This window comes from Tateyamaria pelophila (assembly GCF_019966495.1).
Classification (GTDB): Bacteria; Pseudomonadota; Alphaproteobacteria; order Rhodobacterales; family Rhodobacteraceae; genus Tateyamaria; species Tateyamaria pelophila.
Genome location: NZ_JAIMIA010000045.1, coordinates 1 through 13,810 on the forward strand (window position 1 = coordinate 1; position 13,810 = coordinate 13,810).

Below are 13,810 nucleotides of genomic sequence, written 5' to 3' on the forward strand. Positions count from 1 at the left end.
AGAGAAGATCAGAGAAAAGTTCGCTAAAGCGGACCGGCTGGAAGCCGGTGGCTTCGATCCATTAGGTGGAAAGTGAACCGTCGCCTTGCTGAAACCGGCAACTACGAGATGGTGTGGCAGGAAAACTATGGCGGTTCGGTCGTCAAACCCAAGGGCGTTCTGGAAGGTGTACAACTTGGTCTGGGCGACATTGGTATCGTCACCACAATTTTCCACTCGTCCAAATTGCCGAGCCAAGGGATCGCCGCAGTCACACCGTTCGTGGCCGCAGATGCACGCGCCGTCGCCAAGGCGGTGGATGAAATTGCGCGCGAATACCCAGCGATGCAGAACGAATTTGCTGCACAAAACCAAGTCTATCTTGCCACGGGCGTCGTTCTGGACAGCTATCAGGTGTTTTCGACGGAGGAAGTGAGCACGATTTCCGACCAGCAGGGCAAGAAGGTCGCCGGTGCGGGCATGAACCTGCGCTATCTCGAAGGCATCGAGGGAGCCGCGGGGGTGCGCGGCGGTCTGACCGACTTCTACAACATGCTGCAAACCGGCCTCGTGGATGCGGCGCAACTCTGGCCCGAAGCCGCCGCGACCTTCAAGATCTCCGAAGTGGCCCCTTACATGCTGCGTGCCGATCTTGGCGCTGTGAACTCCAAGACGATCACTGTGAACAAAGACTATTGGGATGGCCTGCCTGACGAGGTCAAAGAGGTCCTGCAAGCCGTCGCCATCGACTACCGTGACCACCTGGCCGGTATCGCGATGGACCAGGCCGCAGAAGCAGAAGCCGCATACATCGCCGCTGGCGGGACTATTGTCGAAGTCACGCCGGAAGACCGGGCGGCCTGGGCAAACGCGATGCCAAACATCGCGCAGGAATGGGCCGCAACGCTGAACGACAATGGCGAGGCCGGGACAGAGATGCTGAACGCTTATTTGGCCAAGCTGGAAGCGGCTGGCTATGTCGGTGCCCGCGACTGGTCCCAACCCTGAACCTGACTGACCCGAGAAGGGGCCTGGATAATGCTCAAGTCTGCACTCGCTGGCCTCACTCGGGTCGTCAATGCCCTCGCCATTGGGGCCAATGCCGCTGGAACGCTGACCGTGTTGGCGCTGGTCGTCATCCTCAACGTCGACGTAATTGCGCGCAGTATGTTCAACGCTCCACTTAAGGGCACCTATGAACTGGTCCAACTGGCCGTTGTCTTCATCGTGTTTTTGCAATTGCCGGACGTGGTGCGCGTCGACAGGCTGACACGGTCGGACGGGTTCCTGAACCTGCTGCACGGCCGCCGCCCGGGCCTCACGGCGAACCTGCGGCGCATCATCAACGCGATATCCGCCATCTTTATGGGCCTGATCGCGTACATCATGTTTCCCGAGTTTCTGAAGATGTGGGAAACGCAGGATTTCTTTGGTGTGCCGGGCGTTTTCACCGCGCCATGGTGGCCCATCAAACTGGTCATCGCGGGCGGCAGTGCGCTGGCCTGCCTGATCTTCACCCTCAAGGTGATCACCGCGCAGGATCGGCCTGAACTGATCCGCGCCCCTGAACATGACGACCCCAAAACAGGCGAGCCGAACGCATGACTCCTATTGAACTCGGCCTCATTTCGGTCGTCGCCATCGTCTTTCTGATCTACGCGGGCGTCTACATTCCCATTGCTCTGGGCATGGTGTCGCTGGTCTCGATCTGGCTGATGCGGGACAATTTTACTTTGTCCCTCAACCTGCTGAAGATCGCCGTGGGCGACAGCGCCATGGTCTACAGCTTTGCGACTATTCCGCTATTTACCTTCATGGGGCTGGTGGTGTCCAAGGCGGGATTGGGAAGGGACATCTACGAGGTCATGACCATGCGGTTTCGCAAGGTAAAAGGCGGGATCGGTATGGCCACGGTGGGGGCGAACGCCGTCTTTGCTGCCGTGACCGGGTCGTCCATCGCGTCGGCGTCAGTATTCACCAAAGTATCCGTGCCACAAATGATCAATCAGGATTACAATCCGCGTTTCGCCGTGGGCGTTGTGGCCGGGTCCTCCGTTCTGGGCATGATCATCCCGCCATCCGCCATGTTGATCATCTACAGCTTTGTTGCGGAACAATCCGTCGGAGACATGTTCCTCGCAGGGGTCATCCCCGGCCTTATGCTGGCGGCCGCCTATGTCGGCGCCATCTGGGTCATGGGCCGCTACACACCGAATTTCGTCGGTGGCCGCGTGGTCGAAGACACCGAATGGATGACAAAAGGCGAAATTGCGTCGAAAACACTTCCGACGCTTGGCCTGATCACCATCGTTTTGGGCGGCATCTACACCGGCTGGATGACGGCGGTCGAAGCCGGGGCGACGGGGTCACTGGTGGCATTGCTCATCGCGATTGCGCGCCGCTCCATGTCTCTCAAGGGCTTCTGGGAAGCGTTGCTGGAGACCGGCCATATCACTGCTGCCATCCTCTTTCTGATCACTGCCGCCTCGATCTACTCACGGATGCTTGGCTTGGCCGGGCTTCCCAACCAACTGCAAGACATGCTGGCTGGGAACGCCGCCTCTTTCTGGACGATCATGCTGCTTTACGTGCTGCTGATGCTGTTCCTCGGGACCTTGCTGGACACGGCGTCAATCATCCTGATCGTCGTGCCGCTGTTCCTGCCCCTGGCCGAAGCACTGGATATGTCGTTGATCTGGTTTGGCATCATCACGGTTGTCGGGGCCGAGATCGGGCTGTTGACGCCGCCCCTGGGCATATCGTGCTTCGTCATCAAATCGACGCTCAACGACGACCGGATATCGCTCAAGGATGTGTTCATGGGGGCGCTGCCCTTCGCCTTTGTGATGTTGATCGTTCTGTTTATCCTGATCGAATTTCCGATCCTCAGCCTAGCTCTACTATAAGGAAATCTGCCATGCGCAATGTTACCAAAGACAACATCACCGAGGCTTTCAAAGGCTACATGGGCGATGAGATGGAGCCGCGCAGCCGTGAAATCATGAGTTCGCTTGTGCAGCACCTGCACGACTTTGCCCGCGAAACCAACCTGACCCATAACGAATGGCGCACAGGCATCGCCTTTCTCGAAGGGTGTGCTGCGATTGAAAGCGAAGACCGGCACGAATTTGTGCTGGCGTCGGATATTTTGGGCCTGTCCTCACTGGTGGACATGCTGCATTCACGGCCTGATGCCACATCGTCGTCGGTGCTTGGCCCGTTCCACGTGTCCGGCGCGCCACCGCTGCCGGTCGGCGGGGATATGAAGCGTGACTTTGGCGGGCCTGTCCTGCTGGCCGAAGGGGTTATTCGCGATACTGACGGCAATCCAATTCCGGGCGCCGAGATCGACATCTGGCAAACCGCGCCCAACGGACTTTATGCCAGCCAGGACGAGGCGCAGGATACGTACTCGTTCCATGGCCTGATGACGGTGGGCGAAGATGGCCGATACGCGTTCACGACGGTCAAACCTGTTGAATACACAGTGCCGACAGATGGTCCGATTGGTGCGATTCTGGACGCCTGTGGCCGCCATCCATGGCGCCCCTCGCACCTGCATTACATCGTCAAAGCCCCCGGCTACCGCGATCTGGTGACAGAGATTTTCCCCGATGATGACCCCTATCTGGATCAGGACACGGTCTTTGGTGTACGCGAAGATCTGGTGATGAAATACCATGAAAAACCCGCCTCCGAGTTCCCCGAAGGTATGGCTCTGTCCGGCAAGATAAATGCGCCGTTTCTGGCCGTCGAATTCGACGTGACGCTCGCCAAGGCGTAAGCGTAACTTGGCGATTACAGCGGGCGGGCCTCGTCCACCAACATGACGGGAATGCCGTTTCGGATCGGAAAAGCCAGTTTGGCGCTCTCAGAAATCAACTCCTGCCGCGCGGCATCGTAGCGCAAGGTCGCGTGTGTGAGCGGACAAATCAGCGCCTCTAGCATATGGCGATCCACATTGGAGCTCATTGCATCATATCCCCTTCACCACCACGTAACGAAAACTCGATCAGCGTCACAAGCGTTTCGCGACGTGTGGTCAGTGAAGGAGCTTCAAGCAAGGCCTGTTTCTCTTCGCTGTCGAAATCAAGCATCATCGACAGGGAGTTGATCAGCAATTCGTCATCTGCTTCTTTCAGCGTTTCCCAGTCGGCTGACAAGGACCGTGCATCGAAATACCGCCCCAGCAGATCGAGAAACATCGGGCGATTAAAAGACGAGTCTTCGTCCGACTCCGCTTGATCGTGGCCGAAACTGTCCCAATTGACGTCGCACCGCCGATAGGGCGTAAACCCGTCCACTTCGCGCAAAACGCGGAAGCGGGAAATACCGGACAGTGTAATCAGATACCTATTGTCTTCGGTTTCCGAAAACTGGGTAATCCGACCGGCACAGCCGATGGTTTGCAAGCCTGTACCACCGCGCCCTGCCACCTCATTGGGCTGGACCATTCCGATCAAACGCTCGGGCGTTTTCAGCGCGTCATCCATCATCTGCAGATAGCGCGGCTCGAATATATGAAGAGGCAGACGCGAGCGTGGCAACAGCAACGCCCCCGGCAATGGAAATATCGGGATCGTCCCCGGGAGGTTGGCCACTTTGATCATGATGCTTAGTTAGCCCGCGGATTGGATCAGGCAAATATCATCGAGCTTAGACGGCGACGCCCGTTCAACACGATTGGATCGTTGGGCTTGAGGGCATCGAAAACGATGAACAATTGCGCCCTGGCAGCCCCGTCGTTCCACTCCCGGTCGCGCTGAAAAAGGTCAAGCAGCATATCGACCGCGCCTTGCGCATCGTTGCTGGCATGCAGCGCCTTGGCCAAGTCGAAACGGGCCTGATGATCGTCCGGGTCGGCTTCGACCGCAGCGCGCAGGTCTGCCACAGGCCCTGCATCCGCCGCCTGGCGCGCCAGTTGCAACTGGGCGTGAGCAGCATCAAGCTCGGGGCTGGTTGAAATCTCCACGGGGGCTCCGTTCAGGATCGCCTCGGCCTGATCAAGATCGTCCAGTGCGATATGCGACCGAACAAGGCCCGCATACGCACCCGCATGTGACGGATCTTCCTCAAGGATCGCAGCAAAGGTTTGCGCTGCATCCGCGGCAGCCCCTTCGCTCAGCATTTCTTCGGCAGCCTCAACGGCATCATTCAGGCTGTCACCCGGCGCTTCACCGCCGGAGGCCTTGATAACCCGATCCACAAAGTCGGTGATTTCCGAACCTGGCACCGCGCCCTGGAATCCATCGACAGGCTGACCCTTCCAAAAGGCATAAACCGTCGGGATCGACTGGATCTGAAGTTGACCCGCGATCCTTTGCGCCTCGTCAACATTCAGCTTGACCATCTTGACCGCACCCTTGGCAGCCGTCACAGCCGCCTCAAGTTGCGGACCAAGCGTCTTGCAGGGGCCGCACCACGGGGCCCAGAAATCCACAATCACAGGAACAGTTTGGCTGGTCTCAATCACGTCCGCCATAAACGTCGCTTCCGAGCCATCCTTGATCAGGTCGGCATCCGCAGAGGCCGCTGTGCCCCCGGATAATCCCAAATCCATCATCGTCTCATCCTCTTTGTCGCTTGGACGTTATATGGACCCGACAGGAGGACATGCCAAGGGGGCTGATTTCTCTTTCCCCGCGAACCCCGTCACTCTCTCTGACGACCCATGGCGCTGGGTTCTTTCACCGGCCCCGATCAGATTCCTAAATATCAAATGTCGCGAACACCGGCGCATGGTCGCTCGGCTTTTCCCACCCGCGCACATCGCGCAGAATCCGGCTTGAATGCGCGGCACCGGAAATGTCCCCGGTTGCCCACACGTGATCAAGGCGACGGCCCTTGTCCGCTGCGCTCCAGTCCTTTGCCCTGTAGGACCACCAGGAATACAGCAGACCCTCGGGAATGTCCTGCCGGGTCACATCCACCCATCCCCCCGCGTCCTGCACGGCGGCCAGATGCTCCACCTCGATGGGCGTGTGGCTCACGATTTTCAACAGCTGCTTGTGGCTCCAGACATCGTCCTCGCGCGGGGCAATGTTCAAGTCACCCACCAGAATGGCGCGCTCGGGCCGCTCGGCATGAAACCAATCGCGCATGTCGGTGAGGTAATCCAGTTTCTGGCCAAACTTCACGTTCTTTTCACGGTCGGGCACGTCACCACCGGCGGGCACATAGAAATTATGAACCGTCACACCGTTCTCAAGCCGCCCTGCAATGTGCCGGGCATGTCCCAATTCTGCGAAATCCTGCGCACTGGACTCCTCCATCGGGATCTTCGACAGGATCGCCACACCATTATATCCCTTGTCGCCACGCGCCACCATGTGAGTGTATCCCAAGGCTTCAAATCCCTCGCGCGGGATCTTGTCGACCGGGCTTTTGCACTCTTGCAGGCACAGGACATCCGGGGCTTCCTCCTGCAACAACTTCAGCACGATCGGTTCGCGCAAACGGACCGAGTTGATGTTCCAGGTGGCAAGCGTAAAGGGCATGGGGGCGGGCTCCGATTGATCAGCGCCGCGACCCTAACTTGCATGTGCCTGCATCGCCAGCCCGGAAAGCGCGGCGATGAAATCCTTGACTCCCGTCAATTTCGAAACACCTCTTTCCCATCTCAAAGACAAGCAGGCGGAGTAGACCATGACCTACACGGCACGCATATGCGCAGTGACAACGGCGCTCCTGTGGTCACAGATGGCGCAGGCAGAGCTGTGGCATCGGTTTACCATCCCTGATTTTCGCGCCGTCAGCCTGGCCTATGACGCAGAAGTCTGCGGCATCTGGGTGGCCAACGAAGGGCCCGAGATCATATTGATGAACACCGGCGGCTCCGAAATCCTGCGATTTGACAGCGGCATGAGATCGGTGCGCAGCCTGACCGTCGACGGCGACGGCCTGCTGCTCGCCAACGGGTGGGGCGATTTCAAACGGGTGACGCGCACAGGGCGCCCAATCGACGAGGAATTTCAGCTCAGCGTCTCTCTGTATGACACCGAAGGACTGCACCGCGACGCCGATGGGAGCTTTCTGGTCGTTGAGGACGATCCGTCCCGCTTGCTGCGGATCGCGCCGGACGGATCAGTCATCATGGAACTCTTCGGAGATCGGTTCAACCCGCCCATGGTCGAACCGCAGGGGGTCACGCGCGACCCTTATTCCGGTAACATTCTGGTGGTGGACGATAACGAAGGGCTCAACAGCCTGTTTGAGCTGGCCCCCGACGGGCGTGTCCTGTCGGTTTCGCCGCTCTCTGCCTATGGGCGCGACGCCGAAGGAGTGGCGCTTCAACCGGAAACCGGCGTTCTCTTCGTTGGGTTCGATTCCGGGCGTGCGCTGGCCATATTTGACTGGATGCCGACCGAAAACACGATCGAAACCCCCTTGGCGCGCGGGCCGGACTGCGCTCTGTCCTGAGATATCCTAAGGATCGATCAGGATGCTTCCCAACACGTCTACCCCTGCGTCGGTAAGGCGGAAAACAATAATCTCGCCTGACCGGGTTCCGCGGCCGGTGAGGGCGGTGATGTTCACCTGGTGGGTCACCAGCATCAATCGTCCCGTCATGGACTGCAACAGGGCAAACGTATCGCGGGTCTGAGCATCGCGGCGTTCATACTGACCGAAAAAGGAATTCAGGCTGGGCGCATCGCGTGGATCACCAAATCCAAGTAAATCAGCCGTCTCACGCGTGCGGCACCACTGGCTGGTCAAAACGGCATCAAAGGTGATCCCTTCAGCCCTCAAGGCATCCCCAATCGCGGCGGCCTGATCGCGGCCACGTTGATCCAGGTTCCTTTGCGTCGCGCAGTTATCAATCTCAAACCGTGCGGGGTCGCCAGTGCCCGGAGCCAAGGCATGACGCATGATCGCGATTGCACCCGGCTCACGCAACGCGTCCCAGTCACTGGCCAGAACCGAACCCGGCCAGATCAAAACAAATAGGAATATCCACCTCATCCGCGATGAGATAGGCCCATAGATGTATATGTCCACGGATTAAAAAACGATCTCACCGGGGTTTCTTCTCTGTTCTGGAAAATCCCGGGGTCTGGGGCAGCGCCCCAGTCCAACGCCAGCATCCTAGCGCCAAAAAAACCCGGGCACGCGAGGCCCGGGCAAGTCCAACAGGGAGGTGCATGTACTGCCACAACGGCCCCGACATGCGCGGGATTGTTACCAGACTACTTATAACACATGGGTGCGCCTTTGACCTACATCAAGATCAAGATATCAAACGATACCCGCCGGATTCGGTGACAAGCAGGCGTGCGTTGGATGGATCGGGCTCGATTTTCTGCCGCAAACGATAGATGTGCGTCTCCAGAGTATGTGTCGTGACACCTGCATTATACCCCCAAACCTCATGCAAGAGAATGTCGCGCGGCACGACGCCTTCGGTGGAACGATAGAGGAACTTGAGGATATTCGTCTCTTTCTCCGTCAGACGAATTTTCTTGTCATCTTCGGTGATCAGCATTTTGACCGATGGCTTGAAGGTATACGGTCCAAGAGTGAATACCGCGTCCTCGGATTGTTCATGCTGGCGCAATTGCGCCCGGATGCGCGCCAGAAGAACGGGAAATTTGAATGGTTTGGTCACGTAATCATTTGCGCCCGCATCCAGACCCAAAATCGTATCCGCGTCGGTGTCATGGCCGGTCAGCATCAGAATCGGGGACTTCACACCCTGTTTGCGCATCACCCGGCACAGTTCGCGGCCATCGGTGTCGGGCAAACCGACATCCAGAATAACAAGATCATAGATCGCTTCCTTGGCCTTGACCAAGGCGTCTTGGCCGTTGGCTGCTTCGAACACATCAAAGTCTTCCGTCATGATCAGCTGCTCGCTCAAGGCTTCGCGCAGATCTTCATCATCATCGACCAAAAGGATTTTTTTCAACTGTGCCATTGGTATGTTCTCCCTCATCGTTACGGTCTAGATGGTGGGTCACGGGGATTTGAGCAAGTTTTGCACCTCTGTGTCACGTCCATGTGTCGCGCAGGCGTCAATTGTTTCAATTCTGACCCGTTTTGCTTATGTGCAACCCGAAGATAAGGGAAATCTGTAACATGGGCTTCGCTCCCGACATCACCGAAATGCTGGCACGCGCCCGTGCAGATCTGCGCATGGGGGTGCCGATTGTCCTGGCCGGACCCGTGTCGGTCATGGCGCTGGCCGCAGAAACCCTGTCCTCTGACCGGCTTGGCCATGTGATGGCGCTGGACGACACTGCGGTGCTCGCACTCACCGGGTGGCGCGCACAAACGCTCAAGGCCCGGGCCTATGACGGCGACATCGCGCGAATTTCAGTGCCCAAAGGGGCCACACTGGATTGGTTGCAGGCCTTGGCAGATCCGGCTGACGATCTGGCCACCCCCATGAAAGGCCCGCTGACAACAGTACGCGATGGCAGCGCGGACGCTCACCGCGCAGCGGTCCAATTGTGCAAATCAGCCCGGCTCTTGCCCGCCGCCTTATGTGTTGACGTGGCCGATGGCATGGCCTTTGCCGCAAAACACGGGCTGACATGCATTCCGCTTGTTCTGGCACGCCCGCTTTTAATGGAGCCGAGTGCGCTTTTTCCCGTCGTGCATGCACGTCTGCCGATTGAAGCGTCGGAAGCGGGGCGCTTGCATGTGTTTCGCCCCGGCGATGGTGGCGAAGAACATTATGCCATAGAAATCGGGCGCGCGGACCGGAGCAAACCGGTTCTGGCACGACTTCATTCAGCCTGCTTTACGGGCGACGTGATGGGCAGTCTCAAATGCGATTGCGGGCCTCAATTGCGGGCCGCGCTGGCACAGATGGGCCAAGAAGGCGCGGGTGTATTGCTCTACCTAAATCAGGAAGGGCGCGGCATTGGCCTGGCCAACAAAATGCGCGCCTACGCGCTGCAGGATCAGGGGTTTGATACCGTCGAGGCCAATCACAGATTGGGGTTCGAGGATGACGAACGTGATTTCCGACTTGGCGCAGATATTCTGAAATCACTCGGTTTTTCCACCGTGCGGCTTCTGACGAACAATCCCAAGAAAGTGGCGATGATGCAAGCCAGCGGGATCAGCGTCTCCGAACGCGTACCGCTGAAAGTGGGCGAAAACCGGCACAACAGCGGATATCTTGCGACCAAAGCCCGAAAGTCCGGGCATTTGCTGTGACGATGGCGCACCAACGGGTGCGCCTTACGGGACTGCCGCAAGTGCCGCGCCTCAAACCCGGTAAGGCGGGGGTGTCTCCCGCCCCTGTGTGCGCTAAACTCAACGGCATGACGCCACATGATCTTGTCCTGACGCAACGCGGTTTACGTTTTCGCAACCACCTTTTCCCCTGCTCCATCGGGCGCGGGGGCATCACTGCGCGCAAACGCGAAGGCGATGGAGCCACACCGACCGGCACACACCGGATCGTCGGGATGTTGTACCGCCCTGACCGCATGGCGCGGCCAACGGATTGGGCCGTGCCAATCCGACCCGGTGATCTTTGGTCAGACGATCCGGGCGACACCGACTATAACATGATGGTGCGTGCGCCGTATGGCCCCAGCCACGAAAAACTGCGTCGTGCCGATCCGCTTTATGATCTCGTGATTCTAACCGACTGGAACTGGCCCTATGCCGTGCGCGGACGCGGATCTGCCATTTTTGTGCACCGCTGGCGCAGGCCCGGTTATCCCACTGAAGGATGTGTTGGTCTCAACGCATGCGACCTGCTTTGGATCGCACGTCGTATCCTGTTCCGCACGCGGTTGATCGTCAGATAGCGCTATTCACCTGCGCTTAATCCGCTGCAAGCTTCTGACTTTAAATCAAAAATTGAAATGTGCGCCCATGTCAGCAATGGTATCGCCATCTTCATTCTGGCCAACCATACCGCGCAAAGAGACACCGGCGCCCAGGTCATGGCGAACCCCGACACCGAAGGCTTCACTTAGATCATCGGCACCTCCGCCGGCGAAGGAGGCGATAATTTGGGTGACCGCGCCGACCTGATACCGCCCTGAAATACCGTATGACGTCTTCTTGCCGACATCGTCATCGCCAAAGAACAGGGAATAGTCCAAGTCACCGACCGAACCAAACGCGTTGAGAACGTAATACCAGACCTCATCGGATCCGTTGTCCTGATTGCCATACGCGGCCGCCAGACTTATCGGGCCAAAATCATATCCCGCGCCAATTTCATAAGTCTTGGCAAATTCAGAACCAGTATCTCCATCATGGTCACCATTGTAATTTCCCATTATTTGGAAATTGTCCGTCTTGTACAACAGGCTGACGCCACTAACCCCCTTTCCGGTGCTGTCATATTCGACAATGGGCCCTTGAAAGGTTGAGTTTTGAGCGATCGGCTCGGTCAGGCCGGGTTCGTACCCGCTGTAAAATACGGTTTCGTCGTCATCGAATGCGCCCGAGATGTTACCGACCTGCAAACGAAGACCGCTGTAAGCCACTGTGAAACGGGGCGCGTTGAACCCGGCGGTTCCCGCCGACCCTCCCCGTTTATCGTCAGATTGAATGCGCAAGCGGGCTGCGAACGCGACGCCACCGTCTGTCTCCGTCCTGCCATCCAGATTCAAACGAAATCGTTGATCGAGACGTGTCTCGTCATCATTGCCTTCATCATAAAACAGACCGAAACGACCGTATCCACTGAATGAGACCTCGGCAATCGCCGAAGACGTACCCAGTACGACAATGAGAGAGGACAGAAAAAGATTCTTGATGGCACTCTCCAGTTCTTGAGGTCGCCCGTCGACCGCAGGTGTCACCAACTCGCCTGAAACCGGTAAAAAGTTCGTTAAAAAGCGATGGCTAATTAAACTCAGTGTCAAATCCAATAAAAAACTTCAAGGCAGTTTTTTTGTTCAGGGCCGCTCGCCGAAGATGGCCGAGCCGACACGTATATGGGTCGCGCCCAAAGCGATGGCAGTTTCAAAGTCACCGCTCATGCCCATGGACAGATTGGTCAGCCCGTTCCGATCCGCCATCTTTGCCAGCAAGGCAAAATGCAGGGCTGGCTCCTCATCCACAGGAGGGATGCACATCAGACCCTCGACGGGCAGGTCCAGTGCGCGGCAACTTGCGACGAAAGCATCTGTCTCATTGGGCAAAACACCGGCCTTTTGCGGCTCTTCTCCGGTGTTCACTTGAATATACAGGGTCGGGCACGCCCCCATTTCCTGCGCAAGACGGCCAATGGTGTTGGCAAGTTTTGGGCGGTCAAGCGTATGGATAGATTGAAACAGCTCCATCGCCTGGCGTGCCTTGTTGGTCTGTAACGGACCGATCAGATCGACAGCGATCTGACCGTAGGTCTCGCGGAAGTCGGGCCACTTTCCAGCGGCCTCTTGCACGCGGTTCTCGCCGAACAACCGATGGCCCTGATCCAGAATGGTGGCCACCCGGTCATTTGGTTGCATTTTACTGACGGCAATCAAGTGCACGGAGCCGGGCGTGCGCCCCGCTTTGGCTTCGGCCTTGGAAACGCGGTCTTGGATATCTGTCAACGCCAATGTCTTACCTCGAATGATTCAAACATAGTCCAGAAACAGGAATTGGAACCAAAAGAACAGAGCAGACAAAAGAAAAGGGGCAGACCTTTCGGTCTGCCCCAAATCTTCAAAGATGGATCAACTTAGAAGTTGAAGATCACACCCAGATCACCAACGATGTTTTTGTTGGTGTTTTGGCCGATACCACCGGCCAGAGTGACGCCGCCACCCAGGCTGTGACGTGCACCAACCGCGTATGTTGGACGACCAAAGTCGAAGTCACCAACCGAACCGTTGTCGATGCCGTTGTCCGAATACACAGCGCGCAGCGATGTGGCTGCACCGATGTCGTAGTTGATCGACGCACCGTAGGAGATATCGTCTTGCAGATCGGAGTCAGCAACAATCGCCGTGAAGCCGAATGCGCCGATTTCGCCGCCGAAACCAACAACCCAGAAGTCGTTGTTTCCACCGTTGAACTGGTCGCTCTGACCGTAGGCTGCACCAATGTTATAGTTGCCGAAGGAGTAACCTACACCAACCTGCCACTCTTCGTCGCCGATTTGGAATTCGTCAGTCCCTGTTGTGAGGGGATCATCCAAGCTAACGATCGAGTCACGTGTATAGGACGCCGCAACTGTGAAATCGCCATAGATGTAGCGAGCTTTGACAGTCGGAGAAACCAGCGAGTCGTCGCCGCTTGTACCAAAGCCGCTTACGGGCAGGACAAAGTTGGACGAAGTTTCAGCAAACGATGTCAGACCAACGCCGTAACCGAAGTAGTCAAAGACGTCGCCCGAGTCGATCACGTCGGATACGTTACCAACGTCCAGACGGAAGCCGCCGGATGACACAGCGAAACCAGCTGCCGAACGCTGTGCAACGTTGGAAGAGCCGCCGATTTGGTCGTCTGTTTGGAAACGGATACGCGCTTCGAATTTAACGCCTGCATCTGTTTCGGTCAGACCTGTGATGGTCAGACGGAAACGCTGCTCAACGTTTGTCTTTTTCTCACCGACGTCATCGTTGCCTTCGTTGTAGATCAGGCCAAAACGACCGTAGCCGCCAAATGTTACTTCCGCAGCAGCAACACCAGCGGTGGCGACGAGAGCGGTTGTAGCGAAGAGAATCTTTTTCATGGGTTTTCCCTCGGTTTTCAGTTCACACGCCCTAACCGGGGAATCCGGAAGGGGATGGATGCTGTTTCACTCATTTGCCCCACCACCTCAAGCAACGCTTAACCCTTGGCCGCACTTCCCCCAGTGGCTGGTGCAGCTTTACCACACTTTCCGTATGACGCTTGTTCGGCAACCGGGGACCGTGTGCCTTGCGAG

At 57.4% G+C, this 13,810-nt stretch carries 15 protein-coding genes and 1 pseudogene; 7 read left to right on the forward strand and 9 right to left on the reverse strand.

What is annotated here, in order from left to right; genetic code table 11:
- Positions 1-45: 45 nt before the first annotated feature.
- From LC354_RS14495 to LC354_RS14510, 4 genes and pseudogenes are all read left to right on the forward strand, one after another.
- Positions 46-987 (forward strand): annotated as a pseudogene (locus LC354_RS14495) (C4-dicarboxylate TRAP transporter substrate-binding protein); the annotation flags it as partial.
- A 30-nt stretch (positions 988-1,017) separates the two neighbouring features.
- The gene (locus LC354_RS14500; RefSeq protein ID WP_223424986.1) at positions 1,018-1,584 is read left to right on the forward strand and encodes a TRAP transporter small permease subunit; all 567 of its coding nucleotides are present in this window, start codon (positions 1,018-1,020) and stop codon (positions 1,582-1,584) included.
- Complete coding sequence (locus LC354_RS14505; RefSeq protein ID WP_223424988.1) at positions 1,581-2,885, forward strand: TRAP transporter large permease; 1,305 nt, start codon at positions 1,581-1,583, stop codon at positions 2,883-2,885. The genes LC354_RS14500 and LC354_RS14505 overlap by 4 nt, the downstream gene beginning before the upstream one ends.
- An 11-nt stretch (positions 2,886-2,896) precedes the next feature.
- Positions 2,897-3,763: a dioxygenase family protein gene (locus tag LC354_RS14510; RefSeq protein ID WP_223424989.1), complete on the forward strand. Its 867-nt coding sequence runs from the start codon at positions 2,897-2,899 to the stop codon at positions 3,761-3,763.
- Positions 3,764-3,777: 14 nt separating this feature from the next.
- Here LC354_RS14510 and LC354_RS14515 read toward each other — a convergent pair whose 3' ends face one another.
- From LC354_RS14515 to LC354_RS14530, 4 genes are all read right to left on the reverse strand, one after another.
- Positions 3,778-3,951, reverse strand: coding sequence for a Trm112 family protein (locus LC354_RS14515; protein WP_223424991.1), 174 nt, complete (start codon positions 3,949-3,951; stop codon positions 3,778-3,780).
- A complete protein-coding gene (locus LC354_RS14520; protein WP_223424993.1) occupies positions 3,948-4,589 on the reverse strand; it encodes an LON peptidase substrate-binding domain-containing protein in 642 nt (213 codons plus the stop codon). The genes LC354_RS14515 and LC354_RS14520 overlap by 4 nt, the downstream gene beginning before the upstream one ends.
- Before the next feature lie 26 nt (positions 4,590-4,615).
- A complete protein-coding gene (locus LC354_RS14525) occupies positions 4,616-5,542 on the reverse strand; it encodes a thioredoxin family protein (RefSeq protein ID WP_223424994.1) in 927 nt (308 codons plus the stop codon).
- Positions 5,543-5,687: 145 nt separating this feature from the next.
- The gene (locus LC354_RS14530) at positions 5,688-6,476 is read right to left on the reverse strand and encodes an exodeoxyribonuclease III (RefSeq protein WP_223424996.1); all 789 of its coding nucleotides are present in this window, start codon (positions 6,474-6,476) and stop codon (positions 5,688-5,690) included.
- A gap of 148 nt (positions 6,477-6,624) precedes the next feature.
- Here LC354_RS14530 and LC354_RS14535 point away from each other — a divergent pair, with 148 nt between their 5' ends.
- The gene (locus LC354_RS14535; protein ID WP_223424998.1) at positions 6,625-7,398 is read left to right on the forward strand and encodes an NHL repeat-containing protein; all 774 of its coding nucleotides are present in this window, start codon (positions 6,625-6,627) and stop codon (positions 7,396-7,398) included.
- Positions 7,399-7,404: 6 nt separating this feature from the next.
- On the opposite strand, the gene LC354_RS14540 is transcribed toward LC354_RS14535, so the two are convergent.
- Both LC354_RS14540 and LC354_RS14545 read right to left on the reverse strand, forming a co-directional pair.
- Positions 7,405-7,917: a histidine phosphatase family protein gene (locus LC354_RS14540; RefSeq protein ID WP_223425000.1), complete on the reverse strand. Its 513-nt coding sequence runs from the start codon at positions 7,915-7,917 to the stop codon at positions 7,405-7,407.
- A gap of 289 nt (positions 7,918-8,206) precedes the next feature.
- Positions 8,207-8,893, reverse strand: a complete 687-nt coding sequence (locus tag LC354_RS14545) for a response regulator transcription factor (protein ID WP_223425002.1) — start codon at positions 8,891-8,893, stop codon at positions 8,207-8,209.
- Between the two features lie 161 nt (positions 8,894-9,054).
- On the opposite strand from LC354_RS14545, the gene ribA reads away from it, so the two are divergent.
- Positions 9,055-10,143 carry a GTP cyclohydrolase II gene (ribA, locus tag LC354_RS14550; RefSeq protein WP_223425003.1) on the forward strand — a complete coding sequence of 363 codons (1,089 nt, stop codon included), beginning with the start codon at positions 9,055-9,057 and terminating at the stop codon, positions 10,141-10,143.
- A 107-nt stretch (positions 10,144-10,250) separates the two neighbouring features.
- Positions 10,251-10,745: a L,D-transpeptidase family protein gene (locus LC354_RS14555; RefSeq protein WP_223425056.1), complete on the forward strand. Its 495-nt coding sequence runs from the start codon at positions 10,251-10,253 to the stop codon at positions 10,743-10,745.
- 45 nt (positions 10,746-10,790) lie between these two features.
- On the opposite strand, the gene LC354_RS14560 is transcribed toward LC354_RS14555, so the two are convergent.
- The 3 genes from LC354_RS14560 to LC354_RS14570 form a co-directional block, all read right to left on the reverse strand.
- Entirely contained in the window at positions 10,791-11,822 is a 1,032-nt protein-coding gene (locus LC354_RS14560; protein ID WP_223425005.1) for a porin, read from the reverse strand.
- Between the two features lie 27 nt (positions 11,823-11,849).
- Positions 11,850-12,497 carry a YggS family pyridoxal phosphate-dependent enzyme gene (locus LC354_RS14565; protein ID WP_223425006.1) on the reverse strand — a complete coding sequence of 216 codons (648 nt, stop codon included), beginning with the start codon at positions 12,495-12,497 and terminating at the stop codon, positions 11,850-11,852.
- A gap of 122 nt (positions 12,498-12,619) precedes the next feature.
- Positions 12,620-13,615, reverse strand: coding sequence for a porin (locus LC354_RS14570; protein ID WP_223425008.1), 996 nt, complete (start codon positions 13,613-13,615; stop codon positions 12,620-12,622).
- Positions 13,616-13,810 lie beyond the last annotated feature (195 nt).

What these genes read in the sequence shown, in the direction of transcription:
- LC354_RS14515 (WP_223424991.1), bottom strand. Translation starts at nt 3,951, where the DNA reads ATGAGCTCCAATGTGGATCGCCATATGCTAGAGGCGCTGATTTGTCCG.
- LC354_RS14505 (WP_223424988.1), top strand. Translation starts at nt 1,581, where the DNA reads ATGACTCCTATTGAACTCGGCCTCATTTCGGTCGTCGCCATCGTCTTT.
- LC354_RS14555 (WP_223425056.1), top strand. Translation starts at nt 10,251, where the DNA reads ATGACGCCACATGATCTTGTCCTGACGCAACGCGGTTTACGTTTTCGC.
- LC354_RS14535 (WP_223424998.1), top strand. Translation starts at nt 6,625, where the DNA reads ATGACCTACACGGCACGCATATGCGCAGTGACAACGGCGCTCCTGTGG.
- LC354_RS14545 (WP_223425002.1), bottom strand. Translation starts at nt 8,893, where the DNA reads ATGGCACAGTTGAAAAAAATCCTTTTGGTCGATGATGATGAAGATCTG.
- LC354_RS14500 (WP_223424986.1), top strand. Translation starts at nt 1,018, where the DNA reads ATGCTCAAGTCTGCACTCGCTGGCCTCACTCGGGTCGTCAATGCCCTC.
- ribA (WP_223425003.1), top strand. Translation starts at nt 9,055, where the DNA reads ATGGGCTTCGCTCCCGACATCACCGAAATGCTGGCACGCGCCCGTGCA.
- LC354_RS14530 (WP_223424996.1), bottom strand. Translation starts at nt 6,476, where the DNA reads ATGCCCTTTACGCTTGCCACCTGGAACATCAACTCGGTCCGTTTGCGC.
- LC354_RS14520 (WP_223424993.1), bottom strand. Translation starts at nt 4,589, where the DNA reads ATGATCAAAGTGGCCAACCTCCCGGGGACGATCCCGATATTTCCATTG.
- LC354_RS14570 (WP_223425008.1), bottom strand. Translation starts at nt 13,615, where the DNA reads ATGAAAAAGATTCTCTTCGCTACAACCGCTCTCGTCGCCACCGCTGGT.
- LC354_RS14510 (WP_223424989.1), top strand. Translation starts at nt 2,897, where the DNA reads ATGCGCAATGTTACCAAAGACAACATCACCGAGGCTTTCAAAGGCTAC.
- LC354_RS14525 (WP_223424994.1), bottom strand. Translation starts at nt 5,542, where the DNA reads ATGATGGATTTGGGATTATCCGGGGGCACAGCGGCCTCTGCGGATGCC.